Annotated in this window: 16 protein-coding genes and 1 riboswitch; of the genes, 15 read left to right on the forward strand and 1 reads right to left on the reverse strand. The window is 54.4% G+C overall.

Translation table 11 applies throughout. The annotated features are described in order from the left end of the window. Positions 1 to 126: 126 nt before the first annotated feature. The 13 genes from cobJ to NST07_RS09130 all read left to right on the forward strand — a co-directional run bounded on the left by cobJ (position 127) and on the right by NST07_RS09130 (position 15459). Positions 127 to 1599, forward strand: a complete 1473-nt coding sequence (cobJ, locus tag NST07_RS09070) for a precorrin-3B C(17)-methyltransferase (protein ID WP_342481414.1) — start codon at positions 127 to 129, stop codon at positions 1597 to 1599. A 109-nt stretch (positions 1600 to 1708) separates the two neighbouring features. Next, the gene (locus tag NST07_RS09075; protein ID WP_341091221.1) at positions 1709 to 3019 is read left to right on the forward strand and encodes a sirohydrochlorin chelatase; all 1311 of its coding nucleotides are present in this window, start codon (positions 1709 to 1711) and stop codon (positions 3017 to 3019) included. Positions 3020 to 3024: 5 nt separating this feature from the next. Further along, complete coding sequence (cobK, locus tag NST07_RS09080) at positions 3025 to 3810, forward strand: precorrin-6A reductase (RefSeq protein ID WP_342481415.1); 786 nt, start codon at positions 3025 to 3027, stop codon at positions 3808 to 3810. 44 nt (positions 3811 to 3854) lie between these two features. Then, on the forward strand, positions 3855 to 4529 hold the full coding sequence (locus tag NST07_RS09085) for a precorrin-8X methylmutase (RefSeq protein ID WP_341091223.1): 675 nt from the start codon (positions 3855 to 3857) through the stop codon (positions 4527 to 4529). Between the two features lie 457 nt (positions 4530 to 4986). After that, the gene (locus NST07_RS09090; protein ID WP_342481416.1) at positions 4987 to 6087 is read left to right on the forward strand and encodes a cobalt-precorrin-5B (C(1))-methyltransferase; all 1101 of its coding nucleotides are present in this window, start codon (positions 4987 to 4989) and stop codon (positions 6085 to 6087) included. Beyond that, the gene (gene cbiE / locus NST07_RS09095; RefSeq protein ID WP_341091226.1) at positions 6080 to 7309 is read left to right on the forward strand and encodes a precorrin-6y C5,15-methyltransferase (decarboxylating) subunit CbiE; all 1230 of its coding nucleotides are present in this window, start codon (positions 6080 to 6082) and stop codon (positions 7307 to 7309) included. The genes NST07_RS09090 and cbiE overlap by 8 nt, the downstream gene beginning before the upstream one ends. 968 nt (positions 7310 to 8277) lie before the next feature. Then, on the forward strand, positions 8278 to 8970 hold the full coding sequence (gene cobI / locus NST07_RS09100; RefSeq protein ID WP_341097596.1) for a precorrin-2 C(20)-methyltransferase: 693 nt from the start codon (positions 8278 to 8280) through the stop codon (positions 8968 to 8970). Then, a complete protein-coding gene (cobM, locus tag NST07_RS09105; protein ID WP_341091228.1) occupies positions 8967 to 9770 on the forward strand; it encodes a precorrin-4 C(11)-methyltransferase in 804 nt (267 codons plus the stop codon). Before cobI ends, cobM begins: the two co-directional genes overlap by 4 nt. Continuing rightward, positions 9763 to 10878 (forward strand): cobalamin biosynthesis protein, encoded by a 1116-nt coding sequence (locus tag NST07_RS09110; protein ID WP_341091229.1) that lies wholly within the window; start codon positions 9763 to 9765, stop codon positions 10876 to 10878. The genes cobM and NST07_RS09110 overlap by 8 nt, the downstream gene beginning before the upstream one ends. Beyond that, complete coding sequence (locus NST07_RS09115) at positions 10871 to 12619, forward strand: cobyrinate a,c-diamide synthase (RefSeq protein ID WP_342481417.1); 1749 nt, start codon at positions 10871 to 10873, stop codon at positions 12617 to 12619. The genes NST07_RS09110 and NST07_RS09115 overlap by 8 nt, the downstream gene beginning before the upstream one ends. 220 nt (positions 12620 to 12839) lie before the next feature. Continuing rightward, positions 12840 to 13721, forward strand: coding sequence for an ROK family protein (locus NST07_RS09120; RefSeq protein ID WP_341091233.1), 882 nt, complete (start codon positions 12840 to 12842; stop codon positions 13719 to 13721). 208 nt (positions 13722 to 13929) lie between these two features. Further along, entirely contained in the window at positions 13930 to 14946 is a 1017-nt protein-coding gene (locus tag NST07_RS09125; RefSeq protein ID WP_342481418.1) for an HRDC domain-containing protein, read from the forward strand. 216 nt (positions 14947 to 15162) lie between these two features. Further along, entirely contained in the window at positions 15163 to 15459 is a 297-nt protein-coding gene (locus NST07_RS09130) for an immunity 53 family protein (protein WP_341091235.1), read from the forward strand. A gap of 96 nt (positions 15460 to 15555) precedes the next feature. On the opposite strand, the gene corA is transcribed toward NST07_RS09130, so the two are convergent. Further along, a complete protein-coding gene (gene corA / locus NST07_RS09135; RefSeq protein WP_341091237.1) occupies positions 15556 to 16491 on the reverse strand; it encodes a magnesium/cobalt transporter CorA in 936 nt (311 codons plus the stop codon). 425 nt (positions 16492 to 16916) lie between these two features. Further along, a riboswitch (SAM riboswitch) is annotated at positions 16917 to 17050 on the forward strand. 118 nt (positions 17051 to 17168) lie between these two features. Here corA and metA point away from each other — a divergent pair. Further along, positions 17169 to 18086 (forward strand): homoserine O-succinyltransferase, encoded by a 918-nt coding sequence (gene metA / locus NST07_RS09140; RefSeq protein ID WP_038588346.1) that lies wholly within the window; start codon positions 17169 to 17171, stop codon positions 18084 to 18086. A 65-nt stretch (positions 18087 to 18151) separates the two neighbouring features. Continuing rightward, positions 18152 to 19330: a PLP-dependent transferase gene (locus tag NST07_RS09145; RefSeq protein ID WP_341091240.1), complete on the forward strand. Its 1179-nt coding sequence runs from the start codon at positions 18152 to 18154 to the stop codon at positions 19328 to 19330. Positions 19331 to 19403 lie beyond the last annotated feature (73 nt).

The following is a 19403-nucleotide window of genomic DNA, read 5'->3' on the forward strand; positions in this document are numbered from 1 at the left end:
AATGATTACGACTATGACAGATGTGAATGTACCTGATTTGGCAGAAGCATCTGCTAGATATAGAGTCTTGTAGCAAGCAGCAGGGGAAGCATGAAATCAGGTTATTTTGTGGACGGGGGAAAAAGGATGGAAAAACAAGGAAAGCTGCTGATTATCGGCATTGGCCCCGGTGCCCTGGAGCATATTACAGGCCGCGCACTGGCTGCGCTTGAGGAAAGTGAAGCTGTTATCGGCTATAACACCTATGTAGAGCTGATCAAGCCGCTGCTGAAGCATCAGGAAATTGTCGGCACCGGTATGACGGAAGAGGTTAGCCGCGCCCAGGAAGCGGTGCGCAGGGCGGAAGCGGGACAGAGCATTGCGGTCATTTCCAGTGGGGATGCAGGTGTGTACGGGATGGCAGGACTGGTGTACGAGGTGCTGATCGAACGGGGCTGGAAGCGTGCGGGCGGTGTGGAAGTGGAGGTGATTCCCGGAATATCAGCGATCCAGTCCTGCTCCTCACTGCTGGGAGCGCCGATTATGCATGATGCCTGCACGATCAGCCTGAGCGATCATCTAACGCCGTGGGAGAGCATCGCGGCGCGTGTCGATGCGGCGGGTGCGGCGGATTTTGTAATTGCCTTCTATAATCCGCGTAGCGGCAAACGGAAGCGGCAGATTGAGGAAGCCCGCAGCATTTTGCTTCGCTACCGCGATCCGTCCACGCCGGTTGGCATTGTCAAAAGTGCCTACCGTGACCGCCAGCAGACGGTTGTAACTACGCTGCAGGATATGCTGGAGCATGAGATCGGCATGCTCTCCACAGTTGTGGTCGGCAACTCCGCGACTACCGTCTATGAAGGTCTGATGGTGACGCCGCGCGGCTATGAGCGCAAGTACAGTCTTGGCGCCGAGACGCAGGCGCTGAAGCCGCATGAGCGGCTGCGGACAGCTGCAGAGCCGTGGTCGCTGGCTGCGGCAGCGGTTGCCGCAGAGGCCGCAGCAGAGGCCGCAGCAGAGGTGAATAACGCTGCTGGCCCTATGGGCAGCGCAGCTGCTGCGGAGAGCGGAGCTGCTTCTGCAGCGGCCCGGACGGAGCTGCCTAAGGCTTTTGCTTCCGCCGTTTCGCCGGCGGCGCAATTCGAAGCCTCCGAACTGGAGGTTTCGCCGGCACTTGGCAGCCGCAGATATAGCGGCGCACAGATGGCGCTGCTTGCGGAGCTTGCAGGTGATGAAGGTCAGCTGGTGTGTACGCGGGACGGACATTTTCTGCTGCGCAGCAGTGGGGCTGAGCAGGAGGATAAGGCTTACCGGCTGGCAAAGGCCGGGCTGAATGTGAGCCTGCCGGGGGATTTTGTGCGAGTGAAAACGTGCGGCTTCTGTGAATTGAGAAAGGAAGACGGACTTAATGCAGCTATCCGCCTTCATAAGCTGCTCCACGGACGGCCGGTGCCGCGGGAGCTTCAGATCGGTGTAGCCGGTTGCGGCATGGCCTGCAGCTCAGCTGTGCTGGAGGATATCGGTATAGTGTACTCCAAGGGCAGCTTCGAGCTGTACCTTGGCGGGAAGAGGTCGGACGAGGCGCACATGCAGGCAGCCTGGTCCGTGAAGGAATGAATGAAGATGAGCTCATAGCCGCAGTTACAGCGATTGCCCTGCGATACGGTTCGCAGGGCAAAATCAATGAACGGTTTTATACATTTTTTCAGCAGGGGGGGCACAACGAATGAAAACAGTATTGCTCGTAGGACACGGCAGCCGGGTAACGGAGGGCAACGATGAGCTGCGGAAATTCACAAGTGAGCTTGCCGCCCGCAAGCCGGAGCTGACCTTTGTAACCTGCTTTATAGAACTGGCTTCGCCTTCGATTGCTGAGGGCATAGCGCTTTGTGTAAAGGGAGGCGCTTCGACAGTTTACGTGGTGCCGATTATTTTGTTCGCGGCTGGCCATTCCAAGCTGGACATTCCGCTGGCCATGGACCAGGCGAAGCTAAAGTATCCGGGCGTGGAATTTGTGTACGGACGTCCGGTCGGCGTGCAGGAGCGGGCGGTGGATATTTTGCTGGACCGGATCGCAGAAGCAACTGCGTGGAGACAGCCGGACCAGCCGGAAGACAAGATGCTGACATCGGGGGGGAATGCGAATGACGCGGGTCCGTGGGTAGCATCTTCTGTCTCCGTAGCTGGCAATACAGGCATTGCTGCAGTTGAGATGAACACCTCGAAAGTGGAGGACAAAGACACCATTATTCTTGTTATGGGCCGTGGAGGCAGCGATCCTGATGCCAACAGTGATTTCTATAAGCTGACCCGCCTGCTGTGGGAAAGGACTGCTTATAAAAGCGTAGAGGGCTGCTTTATCGCCATTGCCAAACCCTCGCTGCCCGAGGGGCTGGAACGTTGTCTGGCATTGGGTGCGCGTAAAATTGTGGTGCTGCCGTACCTGCTTTTCACCGGAGTGCTGATGAAGCAGTTTTCTGATATCATCTCGCAGTTCGCTGCCGGGCATCCGGAGGTCGAGGTGGAGCAAGGCAGTTATCTTGGGTCTCACCCGCTGCTGTCCGACATGCTTGCGGAGCGAATTGAAGAGACATTGGAAGGCCAATCCTTCGCCAACTGCGATAACTGTAAATACCGTGTTGAGGCGGCCGCACACCACCATCACCACCACCACCATGGTGAGGAAGGTGATGAAGAGGAACACGGGCATCACCATCATCATGCGGAAGATCACGGCCATGACCACAGATATGATCATCATCATGGGGAAGACCACGGACATGATCACAGACATGATCATCTTCATGGAGAAGATCATAATCACGAGCATGAGTATCACCATCATGGTGAGGAAGATCATAATCACGAGCACGGGCAATGTGGGCATAATTATACGGCTCATGGGCATCAGTGCTGCAGCGGGCAGCATGCACAGGAGCATCACTCCGAGATGGGTACGGAAGGCAAGATACAGCCGCGTCAGCGGGACCTTTCAGTACAGACAGTATCTTCGGCCAAAGGACCGAAGGAATTCTGAACGCTATGATATTTATGTTGTGCGGAACGAGTGATGCCCGGGAATTAGCACTGACTTTTTCATCTCACGGATTACCGCTGGTGGCTTCTGTTGTAACGCCAAGTGCAGCGGAGCGGCTTGAAGCAGCCGCAATACGGACTGCGGTTGGCAGGTTGGACAGCCCGGGAATGATCTCCTTTTTGCAGGAGGGGAATTACAGTGTTGTAGTAGACGCAAGCCATCCCTTTGCACTTGAGGCGCATGCCAATGCAATGGCTGCTGCGGAAGCGCTGGGGCTGCCCTATTTTCGCTACGAGCGGCGAAGCCTTCATTATGACAGTCATCCCCGGTTGATCTGTGTAGATTCTTATGAAGCTGCGGCCCGCAAAGCAAAACAATTAAAAGGCTCGGTCATGCTGACCACCGGTGGGAAGACACTGGAGATTTTTGCGGAGCAGCTGCTCGGCGATCCGGAGGTACGCCTGACGGTCAGGCTGCTTCCCTGCCTGGAGAACATCGATAAATGCCTTGCGCTTGGGATAGAACAGCGGAATATTATTGGGATGCAGGGACCTTTTTCAAGGGGAATGAACGAAGCGATGTACCGGCAATACGGCACGCAGGTCATGATCACTAAGGAGAGCGGCGCAGAGGGATCTCTTGATGAGAAGCTGCATGCTGCACTGGATATGGGGCTATATGTCATTTTGATAACGCGTCCAGACACGCCTTATTGCGATTTTGGCAGTGTCTATCATGCAATGGATGAGATAGCAGGTGCGGTAAAAGCAGTACTGGCGGTGCATGAATGAAACGATGTAGAAACATCTATTGAATTATGAAAAGGGGAATGGGCGTGGACTTTGGGACGGATTTCAAACCGCTGACGGTGCAGCCGCAGGAAATTGAAAGCTTGAGCTTTCAAATGATCACGAAGGAACTGGGAGTACATTATTTTAACGCTATGCAGTATCCGGTGGTGCAGCGGATCATCCACGCATCTGCCGATTTCGAGCTGGGGCGGAGTCTGATGTTTCATCCCCGGGCGATTGAAGCGGGTATAGCTGCCATCCTGCAGGGCAAGCCGATCATTGCCGATGTGCGGATGGTAGAGGCCGGTATCGCCAAGGAAAGGATACATAAATACGGCGGAGATGTCAGGGTGCATATTTCCGACCCGGATGTCATCGAAGAAGCCAAAATGCTGGGGACGACCCGGGCAATTGTCGCGACGCGCAAAGCTTGCAACGAAGCCCCCGGCGGGATATATGTTATCGGCAATGCGCCCACGGCGCTGCTGGAGTTGATTCGTCTGGTAAAAGAAGGAGCGGCCCAGCCCGGACTCGTTATCGGCATGCCCGTAGGCTTCGTATCCGCCGCGGAATCCAAAGATGAGCTGCGCAAGCTGGACATTCCCTACATTACGAATATAGGCCGCAAAGGCGGCAGTACGGTCGTTGTTGCAGCGGTGAATGCCTTAAGCCTGCTGGCTGTCCGGCAGGATACTGAACAACAGGAATCTGGCCGGTAGCAGTAAAGGGTAGGTTTTTATACGAATAAAGAATAAATAAACATAGAAGTCGTTAACTAAGAAGAAAGAAGCCAAGCCAAGTCAAGCCAAGTCAAGACAAGAAGAAGCGAATTAATGAGAGCCAAACAGAGAGTAGAACATGCACAGACCACAAGTGAAAAGTAACGCCAAGTAAGCACTAAGAAGCACTAAGAAGTACTAAGAAATACTAAGAAGTACTAAGAAGTACTAAGAAGCACTAAGAAGCACTAAGAAGCGCTAAGAAGCGCTAAGAAGCACTAAGAAGCACTAAGAAGCACTAAGAAGCACTAAGAAGCACTAAGAGCACTAAGAGCACTAAGAGTGCTAAGAGTGCTAAGAAGCTAAGAAGCAGCAATAAGCACAGAAGCACAGAAGGACTAAGTTAAAATCTAGTGAACCAAGCAAGCCCATAACATACAGCAAAGAAGGGATCGGCATGACTGAGGAGACCTCTTCGAAACCTATGCGCCGGGGTTATACCACCGGCGCCTGTGCTGCCGCCGCAGCCAAAGGCGCGGCACTCCTCCTGATCACCGGTGATGCGCCGGAGAGAGTGGAGCTTTACTTGCCGGCGGGATTCCGGCATACCTTCGAACTGACCGGATGGCAGCGTCAGGATGATTCCATGGCAACCTGTGCCACGGTGAAGGATGCCGGGGATGACCCGGATGCCACTCACCGGGCCTGGATCGAGGCCACTGTTAGTTGGCTCGAACATCCCGGTGTGGAGATTGACGGCGGGCGGGGCGTCGGCAGAGTAACGAAGCCGGGGCTGCCGGTAGCGGTAGGAGAAGCCGCGATCAATCCGGTGCCCCGTCGTATGATTCTGGAAGCTGTATCCGAGGTGCTGGAAGAGCATAGCGCCGCCCGGGGACTGCGGGTGGTAATCAATGTGCCCGAAGGCGAAGCCATTGCGCTCAAGACACTCAATCCGCGCCTGGGCATCGTAGGCGGTATTTCGATACTCGGCACAAGGGGAGTGGTTACACCGTTCTCCACTGAAGCCTATAAGGCGAGTGTGGTTCAGGCGATATCGGTTGCAGCTGCTACAGGGAACAGGGGGCTGATCCTCACTACCGGCGGCAGCAGTGAAAAATATGCCATGGCAATGTTCCCTGAGCTTCCGGAGGAAGCTTTTATTCAGATGGGCGAATACGTGGGGTTCTCTCTCAGCCATGCCAAAGCTTATGGATTCAGCAAGGTGACGCTTGTCGGCATGGCAGGCAAATATTCCAAAGTAGCACAGGGAGCCATGCTGATTCACTCGAAAAATGCGCCGGTTGATTTCGGTTTCCTGTCCCAAGTAGCGTCCGAAGCCGGGGCTGACGAAGAACTGGTGCAGGAGATTGCTGCCGCCAATACGGCTTCGCAGGTTGTGGACATGATGACGGCAGCCGGGAATTACGCTTTTTTTGAACAATTATGCCTTCATGCCTGCAGACATTGCCTGATTCACATGAATGGGGAGATGACGGTAGAAATGGTGCTGATCACGATGAAAGGCCGAGTGCTGGGAAGGGCGGAAATCTGTGGCTAATGTAATTTATATCATCGGTATCGGCGAGGATGGCGCAGGCGGGCTGACGCCGGGTAGCTTGAGAAAAGTCCAGGAGAGTGAGGTACTGCTCGGCGGGGAGAGGCAACTGTCGTTTTTCAGCCGGTACGATGGGGAAAAGATCACGCTGCAGGGCGGGCTAAAGCCTTTTGCCGACAAGCTGGAGGGATTGTGGAAAGCGGGAAAACGTATTGCTGTGCTGGCTTCGGGGGATCCGCTGTTTTTTGGGATTGGCGGCTACCTTGCCAAGAGGTTCGGGCCGGAGCAGGTCGAAGTGATTCCGCATTACAGCAGTGTGCAGCTTGCTTTTTCCCGGCTGGGTGACAGCTGGCAGGATGCAGAGCTTATCAGTCTGCACGGCAGGACGATTAACGGGCTGGCCCAGCGGATTGACGGCAGGCAGAAGATTGCTCTTTTGACGGATGAAGTCAATACTCCTGCGCGGATTGCAGCTTACCTGCGGGAGTTTGGCATGATGGAGTATGAGGCTTATGTCTGCGAGCGGTTGGGCGGCCCGGAAGAGGTCTGCCGGTTCTGGGAACTGGAGGCGCTGGAGCTGGCGGAATTTGCGGCACTAAATGTGGTAATTCTGCGGCGGAAGCCGGGAAGTACGGTGGAGGTGCGGCGCGGATTCGCATATCCCGATGAGGTGTTCCAGCAGCGGAAGCCGGAAAAGGGCCTGATTACCAAACGGGAGGTCCGCGCTTTTGTCCTGTCGGAGCTGAATCTGTCCGAGGATGCGATTGTCTGGGATATCGGCTCCGGCTCCGGTGCAGTAGCGGTGGAATGTGCGCGGATTGCCCGTCTTGGCAGGGTCTATGCCCTGGAAAAAGGGGCAGACAATCTGCCCAACATTGAAGCCAACCGGCGGAAGTTTCGTGCAGATTTTGCAATTATCCATGACAAAGCCCCGCAGGGGCTGGATAAGCTTCCAGACCCGGACGCCGTGTTCATCGGCGGCAGCGGCGGTGAGCTGGCAGCTATAATTGCACATAGTGCAGCCCGGCTGCGGCCCGGAGGGCGGATCGTTGTGGGAGCCATCACGATTGAGACGCTGCATAACAGCATGGAGGCGCTGGCACTCGCCGGATTTGCTCCGGAAGTAACGATGCTGCAGGCCTCACGGGGCAAACCGATTCTTGGCATGACCCGGTTTGAAGGGATGAACCCCGTCTATGTGGTCAGCGGCCATAAGACGGTTTAACTGTTGAACGCTGCAGGGCAGCGGGAGATAGGTATGAGGGGTACAGCGGCTTCGGTGCGAAAAAGATAAAGTTGTGAATGCGGCTACGATGCGAAGAAGATAGCGATACGAAGACGATTAGACGGCTACGATGCGAAGAAGACATCAATACGAGGACGACTAGATAGCCACGGTGCGAAGAAGGTAACATCACGAAGACAGCTACGTGCAGAGGCGGACCCCAGCGACGTTATTTTATCAATGAGCCATAGTTTTCCAAGTAAACGGACCCCAGCGCCGCTATTTCCTCGCTTGGGCTGTATCATGGAGATAAATGATGCGAATAACGTCTCTGGAGTCCGAGAAGAGCGAAAAACAACAAGAAATCTGCAAATAGCGCCTCTCCAGTCCGCGTAGCTACCAGTTGCTCGGATCATAAGCGATGGACCAAGCATTCTGTGCCAGTCCTCCCCTTGAGAAACTGAGTGCTGCATCCAGCAGCTGCAAGGGAATCAACTGACTATCGTCCGGATATGCAATCGGCAATCTAAAGCGAAGCACATGGAATATTATTCCATATCTGATTTGTCACTACCAGATTTAGTCACTACCAGATTTAGTCACTAATAGCTTCAGTCCATACGTGCACCCGTGCGTGCCAAACTGAACTCTTGTATGCATTCCTGAGCCGCAAAATGCCATGCCGTACATACACGAAACTGTCGCAGCATAAATCCCCTCCTGCCATAGGTAGTGATGACCAAAGGATATATCCAAGTAAACATACAGCTCAATAAAAGGAGAAACTGGAGATGACAAACAATCAAGCGGAACCGCAGCTAGTACCCTCAAGCGGGCAGAATATTGCCGGTGAAGAGACAGCCCAAGCGATGGCCCAAACGGCTATGGAAGAGTATGAGTTTATTGACGGCCAGCTGGAGGCCGAGAATGTAATTGAGTCTAACGCTGCCTTGCTGGCTGTAGGTACCATGTATGGAGTGGGTGTCGGTCCCGGGGACCCGGAGCTGATTACGGTCAAAGCCTGCCGTCTGCTGAAAGAATGTCCGGTGATCGCCTATCCGGCTGCCAAAAAAGGCGGCAAATCCTATGCCCAGGAGATCGTCGACACCTATGTAAATGAGGACGAAAAGGTCATGCTGGGACTTGTGTTTCCAATGACCAAGGACCCTGTGCAGCTGGAGAACGGGTGGCGCTGGACTGTAGAGCTGTGCTGGAATGAGCTGCGCCTTGGCAATGATGTTGCTTTTGTGACGGAGGGTGACCCCAATCTGTACAGCACCTTTATTCATCTGGCCCGTTTAATGCAAGAGCAGCATCCCGTTGTGCCGATTATATCGGTTCCCGGAATTTCTTCGGTGCTGGGTGCTGCTGCGGCACTCGAACAGCCGCTTGCCGACGGTGACCAGCGGGTGGGTATCATTCCGGCTACCGAAGACCGTGAGGCGCTGAAGGAAGCGCTGCTGCATCATGATACTGTAGTGTTCCTTAAGGTGGCGAAGGTGCTTGATCTGGTGCTGGAGGTGCTGGATGAACTGGGTCTTGGAGGAAAAGCGTCCGTTGTCACCAAGGTGACTTCTCCCTATGAGACCGTCTGGCGGGATGCCCGCGAGCTGCGCGGCTCGGATCTGGAGTATTTGAGTCTGATGGTGGTGAGCAAATGACGGAAGCACAGCTGGAACCTAAGGTCTACATCGTCGGGGCAGGACCCGGCGATCCAGAGCTGATTACCGTTAAGGGCAGCCGTATTCTGCGCTCGGCCGATCTCGTATTGTACGCCGATTCGCTGGTCAGTGAAGAGCTGATCTCCAGCGCGAAGCCCGGTGCTGAGGTGCTGCAAAGCTCAGGGATGGATCTGGAGCGACAGGTGGAGCTGATGGCAGAAGCAGTGCAGGCCGGCAAAAGCGTAGCCCGTGTGCACACAGGCGACCCCTCGATGTATGGAGCGATCCTGGAGCAGATGTCGCTGCTGAAGCTGTGCGGCGTCGGCTATGAGATCGTGCCGGGTGTCAGCTCTGTTTTTGCCTCAGCGGCGGCGCTTGGCGCGGAGCTGACGGTGCCGGAGCTGACGCAGACGGTCATTCTGACCCGTGCCGAAGGACGTACGCCCGTGCCCGAGCGCGAGCAGCTGCGCCGTCTGGCCAGCCATCACTGCACGGTGGCACTGTTCCTCAGCGCTTCACTGGCCGGACATGCGGCGGAGGAATTCCTCGCCGCCGGGTGGAGTCCGGACACGCCTGTAGCTGTGGTCAAACGGGCCACCTGGCCGGATCAGCAGATTCTGCGGACAACGGTAGAGAAACTGGAGGCTGACCTGCGTGAAGCGGGCATTACGATGCATGCGATGATTCTGGCCGGCTGGGCACTGGATCCCGGGCTGGTCGACTGTGATGCTCACCGCTCAAAGCTGTACGACAAGACGTTTACCCACGGCTGCCGGGAAGGGACCGGCAATCATGGATAAGAAATATGCGGCTATCGCCATTACACGTAACGGCATTAAGCTTGCACTGACGCTGGGGGAGCAACTGAGCGGTACCGAAGTGTTCTGCTACGCCAAGTACAGCGGGGAGCTTGAAGAGATACCGGGGGAACGCCGGATATTTGCTGAGCCCCTAAAAGAGCTGCTGCCGGTTCTATTCCGACGTTATGAGGCTTTGATTCTTTTCTTCTCGCTTGGCGCAGCGGTAAGATTAGCTGCGCCTTTACTGCAGGATAAAAAAACCGACCCCGCCATCATCGTGATTGACGAACGCGGAGAACATGTAATCAGCATGCTCTCCGGTCATTTGGGCGGGGCCAACAGGCTGACGCTGCAGATTGCCGGGCTGCTGGGCAGCCATCCCGTGATCACAACCGCCTCGGATGTTCAGGGGACGTTCGCGGCGGATTTGCTCGGCCGTGAATTCGGCTGGCGGCCGGAGAGCTTCACACACATGAAGGCGGTGAGTGCCGCCTTGGTGAACGGCGAGCGGGTAGCCTTCCTGCAGGAGCATGGGGAGTGCGGCTGGCTGCACCCTGGAGCGGCATTGCCCGAGCATGTGCAGCTCTGCGGGGATATGGCTGAAATGCGCGCGGCTTCCTTCAGCGCAGCAATTGTTGTAACCGACCGGCTGCTGAAAGCGCCGGAAGCGGCGGCTTTGCCGGAACGGACCGTAGTGTACCGTCCGCGCAGCCTGGTGCTCGGCCTGGGCTGCAACCGCGGCACTTCGGCGGCGGAGCTGGAAGCGGTGGTGGCGGAAACCCTTGCACAGCTGGGGCTGTCTCTCCTAAGCGTGCGAAACGCGGCCACTGCCGGGATCAAAGGCGATGAAGCCGGCCTGCTCGCTTTGTGCGCCAAGCACGGCTGGGAGCTGGCTTTATATCCGCCGGAGCAGCTGAATACGGTTCCGCTGGACCAGCCGTCGGAGATCGTATTCAAGGCGACCGGAGCCTATGGTGTTTGCGAGCCTGCAGCCCTTTTGTCTTCAGGTGCGAAGGATTTGCTTTTGCCCAAGAAAAAAAGCGGCAATGTGACGATTGCTGTGGCCAGGGTTATTTTTGACAGAGGGGAGGCAAATGCAGATGTATGAGCGGGAAGGAGACGGGCTTCCGTTGCAGCGGCGTGCCCGCATCCTTGTAGCCGGTACAGGCAGCGGTTCGGGAAAAACGACGGTAACACTTGGGCTGATGCGGGCGTTTGCCCGGCAGGGACTGAATGTACAGGGCTTCAAATGCGGCCCGGATTACATTGATCCGGCCTATCATGCCGCTGTCACCGGACGTTCACCCCGGAATCTTGATTCATGGATGACCTCAGGCGAGTATTTGCTGGAGTACTTTCTGCGCTCCTCAGCGGAAGCGGATCTTTCGGTGATCGAAGGGGTCATGGGGCTGTATGACGGCAAAGAAGCGACAGGGCTAACCGGCTCAACCGCCGAGATCGCCATCCTGACAGACAGTCCGGTATTGCTGGTGCTTGATGTCCGCAGCATGGGCCGCAGTGCGGCGGCAATAGTGCTGGGCTTCCAGCAGCTGGAGCCGCGCGTACGTATTGCCGCGGTTATTGTAAACCGCTGTGGGAGTGCCAGCCATTACCAGACGGTGAAGGCGGCGATTGAAGCCGCCTGCGGAATTCCCGTGCTGGGCTGGCTGCTGCGGGATAGCGGGCTCGACATTCCGGAGCGGCATTTGGGCCTGCTGCCTGCCGTTGAGCGGGGGGAGCTGGAGCCCTTGTTCGACCGTGCCGCCGATCTGCTGGCGGAGGGCACCAACCTCCCGGCGCTGCTGCAGCTTGCCGGAGCAGCGCCCCCGCTGCGGCATCCGCTCCTCTTACCGGAGATCTCGCTGGCAGAAATCCCCCCGTTTGGCAACCCGTCACAGGGCGGGACGTCCGCTGAAGACTACCCGGCGGCGGCGTCCGGTTGCCTGCGTGAAGATCAACCGGCAGGCATCGCGGAAACGGGATTGCCAACTAATCCTGCTCCCGATTTGCACCTTTCCGGGGGTGTGGTAGGTGAACGGGGAGCGGCTTCCGAGCGGCCAGACCAGCCGACAACCGGCAGCGAATCTAAGGCGGGATCCCATGCCGTATCTCCAAACAGCCATCTTCCCATCCCTCCGTCACTTGCGTCAGCCAGCCACGAGCCGCCAGTTCACCCCATCCCTCCGTCCCTTGAACCAGCCGGCTACCGCCCGTTTCTTGCCGTTGCCCGTGATGCGGCATTTAATTTCTATTACACCGACAATCTGGAGCTTTTGATTCGCGCCGGTGCAAGACTGACTGAATTCAGCCCGCTGCGCGGCGAGGGCATTCCGCCGGATGCGGACGGAATCTATATCGGCGGCGGGTTTCCCGAAGAGTTCGCTTCCGTGATTGCGGGGAACAAGGCTTTCCTGAACGGCATCCGGTCAGCTGCGGCGGACGGAATGCCGCTCTATGCCGAATGTGGCGGCTATATGGTACTGGCACGCAGTCTGACCGACCGCAGCGGGAACTTGCATGAGATGGCCGGGATTATTCCGGCTCATACGGTTATGCAGGAGCGTCGTGCGGCGCTTGGTTACCGGGAAGTTACCGCGATCCGGGACTGCCTGCTGCTGCTGCAGGGAGAGACGCTGCGCGGACATGAATTTCATTACTCCGTCATGAGTTATGACCATGGAGAGCCGAGGAACTTTGCGTATGAGAGCAAAGGGAGGGGCGGCAGCCAGCCGGAAGGTTATGTAAGCGGCAATGTGATGGCAGCTTATGCCCATATTCATCTGGCTTCTTATCTGCCGGCCGCCGCACGGTTTGTCGCAGCATGCCGGGCCTATCATGAACGTAAGTAAGCCAGATATTTACCAGCTGTGACAAAGGACAAAACAGCAGCTCCGTTAAACAGGGGATAGCGTGTGATGTCCTTTTTTTTCGGAAAACAGAACTATGTCAACCGCTTGTCATAACCCTGCAACCCACGTATAATAAAGGCAAGAGAGCGCTTTAATATTATATAACTACCGGTAGAGCCGGTTAACGGCCAGCCGTTCATGGAGAAGGGGGAACACTGCAGTGAAATTGTTGGGAGCGATTGAAGCAGGGGGAACGAAGTTTGTATGCGGAGTGGGGAATGAGGACGGGACGATAATCGACCGGGTCAGCTTTCCAACGACAACGCCCGAAGAGACGATGGGACTCGTGATCGACTATTTTGGCAATAAACAAGTCGGCGCCATCGGCATCGGCTCATTTGGACCCATTGATCCGGTGCCGGGAAGCCCTACGTATGGATATATTACGACGACTCCGAAACCTCACTGGGGACAATATAATCTGGTAGGAGCCGTAGGCGGACAATTCAATGTGCCGATCGGTTTTGATACGGATGTGAATGGAGCAGCGTTGGGTGAATACAAATGGGGAGCAGCTCAGGGGCTGGACAGCTGTCTTTATATTACCGTTGGCACAGGCATCGGGGCCGGGGCAGTGGTCGGCGGTGAGCTGATTCACGGCTTATCTCATCCTGAAATGGGGCATATTCTGGTGCCGCGCCATCCGGAGGACAACTTTGCCGGCTTTTGCCCTTATCATGGGGATTGCCTGGAAGGCCTGGCCGCAGGTCCGGCGATCGGCAGCCGTTGGGGCCAGCCGGCAGGCGAGCTGCCTGCGGATCACCCGGCCTGGGCCATGGAGGCCCATTATCTGGCGCATGCACTAATGAATTATGTGCTTATTCTGTCTCCGCAGAAGATCGTTATGGGCGGCGGTGTCATGAAGCAAAGTCAGCTGTTCCCGTTAATCCATGCCAAGCTGCAAGAGCTGCTGGGAGGTTATGTGCAGCATCCTGCGCTAAATGAAGGCATCGGCAACTATGTTGTTTCACCACAGCTCGGAGACAATGCCGGACTGTCCGGAGCGCTTGGATTAGCCAAAATGGCATTGGACAGAGCCTAACACAAAAAGAGATTGACTGTTCGGCAATCTATGGTATCCTAGGATTTAACAGTATAGCATTTAAGAGGGAGCACCTCTTTCACGTTCAGCGTGAGAGAGGTGCTTTTTGTGCGTTCAAGGGTCTATATAGCAGCCGTGCTCTATAGATCGGAAGCTCCGGCGTTGACGCGATCATGCTTGCTGTAAGACGAGGAAGGTAGGGATCGGGATGCAGATCGTATTTATGAACCGGTTGTCGAGAATGTCAGGGGCAGACCAGGAGGCGTTTGCCCAGCTATGGATTGGCGAGGAAGAAGGCATTTGGAGTCTGGGCTGGCGCGATTTTTCCGGTGCCGAGGAGCTGAGCGACAACATTTGGTATGAGGGCGGCTCATGGAATGAGATGTTATGTGTATACAGGCATGAGCTGGCGGTAAAGATGGGGGACGGCTACCGTCCGTTAATCGACGGTGCATTCCATGAAGAAGAGGGTCTGAACAGCCGTAATCAGGAGCAGCTCAAGCTGCAGCATTACAGCGAACAGCACGCCAACGAAGCCATTTATGAGGAGCTCTGCGCCTGGCGCAGGGGCAGAGCATCCAGTGAACGCAAAGCGCCTTATATTCTGGCCAGTAACCGTCTGCTGCGGATGCTTAGCGCATTTCTTCCCCGCACGCGGGAGGAACTGCTGCAAATCCCGGGGGTCGGCGAGGGTAAGGCTTTGCAATACGGGGCCGAATGGCTGAACATTACTTCGGGAGCTTCGCGTGATCACAGTTATCCGCTGAGCTGGGTCAACGAGGCTGTTGAAGAGGAGGCCTTCAGCTCATGGCTTTATAAGCAGAAAGAGCTTAAGTACAAGAAACAGCTGGAACGGCTGCGGCTGCGGCGCATAGTGCTACAGGGAATTGAAAACGGCCTGGGAATGGAACAGCTCAAAACGACGAGCGGCGTTAGCCGCCGTGAAGTGATAGAAGCGGTAGAAGAACTGGAGAAGGACGGATATTCCGTGGAGAAGCTGATTGAGCTGGAACTACAGGGAATCTCACCAAACGAGCAGGACAGTATATGGACCGCCTATGAACTGTTGGGCGATTCATTCCTGAAGCCTGTGCTGTATAAAGCGTACGGAGAGGAATTTTCACCTGCCGAAGGGCTCGATATGTATTATGAACGGCTGCGGCTGATCCGGATCCGTTTCCGGCGCGGTACGGAGAACGGAGTGGAAATGGCTACGGGGTTTTAGAATAAGGCTTTCGATGCCAAGGCGAAATGGAGTTGCCTAAGCGAAAGAATTGTAGCTAAGCGGGATTCCTCCCTTGCAGGAGAGAGTTCCGCTTAGGTTTTTTTCGATTTGTATTACAAAATATGCAAACAGGGTAATGAACATTAACCTTTAGGCAGATGATCAAAGGGAATTTGCGGATTGCCGCTGAACATATTCTGGATTGGAGCTGTATATATGAATGTTTTACAATGGCTTGAAGAGTGGTATTCACGGCAATGTGACGGAGATTGGGAACACAGCCAGGTTGTCAGTATTACGACACTTGATAATCCCGGGTGGTCTGTTGACATTTTTTTGGGAGGAACCGAACTGGAGGATAAAGGTTTTGAACTGCTGAATATTGACAGGTCGGATGTCGACTGGGTATACGGCAAGGTAAGCGATAATATTTTCCAGGGAAGAGGAGGAGTGAACAATTTAGAAGAGATCCTACAAATATTTCAGCAATGGGCAATGCTTAACGAAGATTAGAATAGATGCTATTCAGCTTCTTCTGAACAAAAAGACGAAGGCTTCCATTCCCTTGCGGTAACGGTGCCTTCGCCTAGCGTATTCGTCCGTTGTTGTTCATAGCCAATCCTTTTTGCGGAAAACAAACAGCATCCCGCAGCCGAGCGTCACCATAACGGCAATAACGCCATAGTAGCCGTACTCTGAATGGGTCTCGGGAATATTGTCAAAGTTCATCCCGTAGATCCCGGTAATTACGGTCAGCGGCATGAATATCGTTGTAATGGCTGTAAATACTCTCATAATTTCGTTGGCACGGTTGGCAATACTCGATTGGTACGCCTCGCGTAAGTTGCCCATAAGATCGCGGTAGGTCTCGAAGGTTTCAGAGATTTTGACCGCATTTTCATAAATGTCGCTAAAATACTTCTGCAGCTGGTCATCAATCAGGCGGAGGTCTTTTTTATTTAGGGTGTTGATAACCTCTTTCTGCGGTCCAAGCATCTTCTTCAACCAGAGTATTTCGCTGCGCAGACCGATAATCTCGCTAAGATGCGATTTCTTGGTATGCATAAGGATATCCTCCTCCAGCTTCTCAATCCGCACTTCAATCCGGTCGCCGACGGAAAAATAGTTATCCACGACAGTGTCGATCAGATGGTACAGGAAGCGGTCCGGCTCGCTGACCTCCTGCTCCCACAGGATGGGTTTCAGCACACGCAGTTCATGGATCTTTTGTTTGGTGACGGTAATAATGTAATGTCTGCCGAGAAACACGTTCAGTGCACGAAGGAAAATCTCCTCGTCATCGAAACGGATGCTGTTGACAACTATAAAATAATGGCTTTCATAAATTTCAATCTTCGGGCGCTGCTCCTCTTCGCTGAGGCAATCCTCAACGGCCAGGTCATGCAGATTGTATAAGGGCTGAAGCAGCTCCAAATCCTCAATATCCGCATCAATCCAGTAGAAGCCCTCTGTAGGGGCTGTCAGTGTTTCTTCAATATCCTCAATAGTTGTAAAAACTCCTGCGTTCACCTGCCGAATTTTCATCTGATTCACTCCTTCTGTCCCCAGTCTTCTCCAGGGATATGCTAATTAAAGCACAGAGAAAAAAATCAGCTTGGCCGGTGGTACAATCAACGAATAAGGCCAAATGACGTTTCGAGAGCATGAAGAAGAACTGCTCCCGCCGCCGGCAAGCTGATGTTAATCCTGTGTGGTAGCTCACTTTGCACGCTTAACTGCGCACCCGGGTCGCCTTCCATTCTTCTCTCACCTCTTCTTTTCGTCATTTATAGTATGAAACACTTGTCTAGTATAACGCCGGGGTATGCCTCTTTCAAGCAAAATTCTTTTCACTTTCAGGGGCTCTTTAGCATTGTATGGGCTTGACGAAAAGGAGGTTCATGATTTAAAGTGAATTTTAAGAAAAACAACGTTTGACATTTTAGATTTTTCTAACTGAATACAGCTAAATCTTATCAAGAGCAGGTGGAGGGACTAGCCCGATGAAACCCGGCAACCGGCGTGTGAACGCACGGTGCTAATTCTTGCGGAAGCTTTGCAGGGGATATTTGAATCCCGGCAGAAGTTCTCTGGCAGATGAGAGAGGCGCATATGACTGCAAATCTATGACCTTTCTCGCCCGAGAAAGGTCTTTTTTGGTTGTATTTTAAACACAAGCCGTATTAGCGGCACTCAAATTCAGTTAAGGAGTGGACACAACAATGCCAATTAAAATTCCCGACAGCTTGCCGGCCAAAGAGGTATTATCCGGGGAGAATATCTTTGTAATGGATGAAAGCCAGGCCTTCCACCAGGACATCCGCCCCTTGAGAATCGCTATTCTGAATTTAATGCCGACTAAGGAAACAACCGAAACGCAGCTGCTGCGCCTAATCGGAAACTCGCCGCTTCAGGTTGATGTGATTCTGCTGCATCCCAGCTCCCATACCTCCAAGAACACTTCGGCAGAGCACTTGAAGAGCTTTTATAAAACCTTTGACGAAATCAGCCACCGCCGTCTGGATGGATTAATTGTTACCGGCGCCCCGGTAGAACAGATGGAGTTCGAGGATGTGAACTACTGGGAAGAGCTGAAAGAAATCTTCGAATGGAGCAAACACAACGTTACTTCGACCATGCATATCTGTTGGGCTGCCCAGGCAGGACTGTATCACCACTTTGGAGTGCGCAAGGTTAGCTTGGACGAGAAATGCTTCGGAGTTTTCCCGCACACCCTGAGCCATAATAACGTCAAGCTGCTGCGCGGATTTGACGAAGTGTTCCATGTTCCACATTCCCGCCATACCGACATTTCCCGTGAGGATATCCTCGCTAATCCGGATCTGCAGATTCTGGCCGAATCGGAGGAAGCCGGAATTTATCTGGTAGCGACACATGACGGCAGACAGATTTTCGTTACCGGTCATTCTGAATATGATCCTTTTTCCCTCAAATGGGAGTATGACCGGGATGCAGCCAAGGGGATGGATGTCGCACTGCCGAAGCATTACTATCCAAAGGATGATCCGCAGCGCACACCGCCGGCCGTCTGGCGGGCCCATGCCAACTTATTGTTTGCCAATTGGCTCAATTACTATGTATACCAGGAGACCCCTTACGATATTGGTCCGATTATTTAAAAGAGAAGACGTTAGCTGCTTCACACCATATAGAAATGATTACACCACATTTAGGAGGCTTACAGATGGACGAGAAACTTAGGATTGAAAGCAGACTGGCGCAAATTGGCTCACAGGAAGATCCCGCTACAGGGGCAGTAAATTATCCGATTTATAATGCAACGGCATTCCGCCACCCTAGACTCGGACAAAGCACAGGTTTTGACTACAGCCGCACCAAAAGCCCAACCCGCTCCGTGCTGGAAGAGGCGGCTGCGGAGCTGGAATCAGGAGACGCCGGCTTTGCCTGCAGCTCCGGGATGGCTGCGCTGACCACAGTGTTTGCACTGTTCGGGCATGGTGACCATCTGGTGGTCTCGCTGGATCTGTACGGGGGCACATACCGGCTGCTGGAGCGGATTCTGTCCAAGTACGGGATCACAGCCTCCTATGTGGATACAAACGATCTTGATGCGCTGGAAGCGGCGCGCCTTCCGAATACGAAGGCTGTATTTATTGAAACCCCGACCAATCCGCTGATGATGATTACGGATGTGTCAGCCGTGTGTACGTGGGCCCGCCGGCAAGGACTACTCACAATCGTAGACAATACGCTGCTTACCCCGTTCTTCCAGCGTCCGCTGGAGCTCGGCGCGGATATTATTGTCCATAGTGCCACCAAATATCTGGGCGGCCATAACGATGTCCTTGCGGGTCTTATCGTTACCAAGGGCACCGAGCTGTCGGCAGAAATGGCCATTCTGCATAACTCTCTGGGTGCCGTACTTGCACCAAATGACAGCTACCAGCTGATGAAAGGCATGAAGACGCTGGCCCTGCGTATGGAGCGGCATGAGAGCAATGCGCTGGAATTGGCTCATTATCTGCTGGAGCACCCGGCTATTGCAGAGGTATTCCATCCGGGGTTGCCTGATCACCCGGGCTACGAAATTCAGAACCGCCAGTCCTCGGGCAACACCGGGATCTTCTCCTTTAAGGTAAAAGACGCCAGATATGTGGAGCCGCTGCTCCGCCATATCCGCCTGATCGCCTTCGCCGAAAGCCTGGGCGGTGTCGAGTCGCTGATGACCTATCCGGCGGTGCAGACCCATGCCGACATTCCGGTCGAAATTCGCGATGCCGTAGGCGTGGATGACCGCCTGCTGCGCTTCTCTGTCGGAATAGAGCATGTGAATGATCTGAAGAGCGATCTCAGCCAGGCGCTGGAAGCAGCGCGGATCGAGCTTGAGGAAGCTGCGAATTAAAGAAAAGCAGACGGATGATAAAGGTACCGGCAGCAGCGCCGCTTGATGGCTCTGCTGTTTTTTGCTCTTATTA

It is taken from the genome of Paenibacillus sp. FSL L8-0340, assembly GCF_038593145.1.
Classification (GTDB): domain Bacteria; phylum Bacillota; class Bacilli; order Paenibacillales; family Paenibacillaceae; genus Paenibacillus_AQ.

Coding starts and splice junctions, on each gene's coding strand:
- cobJ (WP_342481414.1), top strand. CDS start 127: ATGGAAAAACAAGGAAAGCTGCTGATTATCGGCATTGGCCCCGGTGCC.
- NST07_RS09075 (WP_341091221.1), top strand. CDS start 1,709: ATGAAAACAGTATTGCTCGTAGGACACGGCAGCCGGGTAACGGAGGGC.
- cobK (WP_342481415.1), top strand. CDS start 3,025: ATGATATTTATGTTGTGCGGAACGAGTGATGCCCGGGAATTAGCACTG.
- NST07_RS09090 (WP_342481416.1), top strand. CDS start 4,987: ATGACTGAGGAGACCTCTTCGAAACCTATGCGCCGGGGTTATACCACC.
- cobI (WP_341097596.1), top strand. CDS start 8,278: ATGTATGGAGTGGGTGTCGGTCCCGGGGACCCGGAGCTGATTACGGTC.
- cobM (WP_341091228.1), top strand. CDS start 8,967: ATGACGGAAGCACAGCTGGAACCTAAGGTCTACATCGTCGGGGCAGGA.
- NST07_RS09110 (WP_341091229.1), top strand. CDS start 9,763: ATGGATAAGAAATATGCGGCTATCGCCATTACACGTAACGGCATTAAG.
- NST07_RS09115 (WP_342481417.1), top strand. CDS start 10,871: ATGTATGAGCGGGAAGGAGACGGGCTTCCGTTGCAGCGGCGTGCCCGC.
- NST07_RS09125 (WP_342481418.1), top strand. CDS start 13,930: ATGCAGATCGTATTTATGAACCGGTTGTCGAGAATGTCAGGGGCAGAC.
- NST07_RS09130 (WP_341091235.1), top strand. CDS start 15,163: ATGAATGTTTTACAATGGCTTGAAGAGTGGTATTCACGGCAATGTGAC.
- corA (WP_341091237.1), bottom strand. CDS start 16,491: ATGAAAATTCGGCAGGTGAACGCAGGAGTTTTTACAACTATTGAGGAT.
- metA (WP_038588346.1), top strand. CDS start 17,169: ATGCCAATTAAAATTCCCGACAGCTTGCCGGCCAAAGAGGTATTATCC.
- NST07_RS09145 (WP_341091240.1), top strand. CDS start 18,152: ATGGACGAGAAACTTAGGATTGAAAGCAGACTGGCGCAAATTGGCTCA.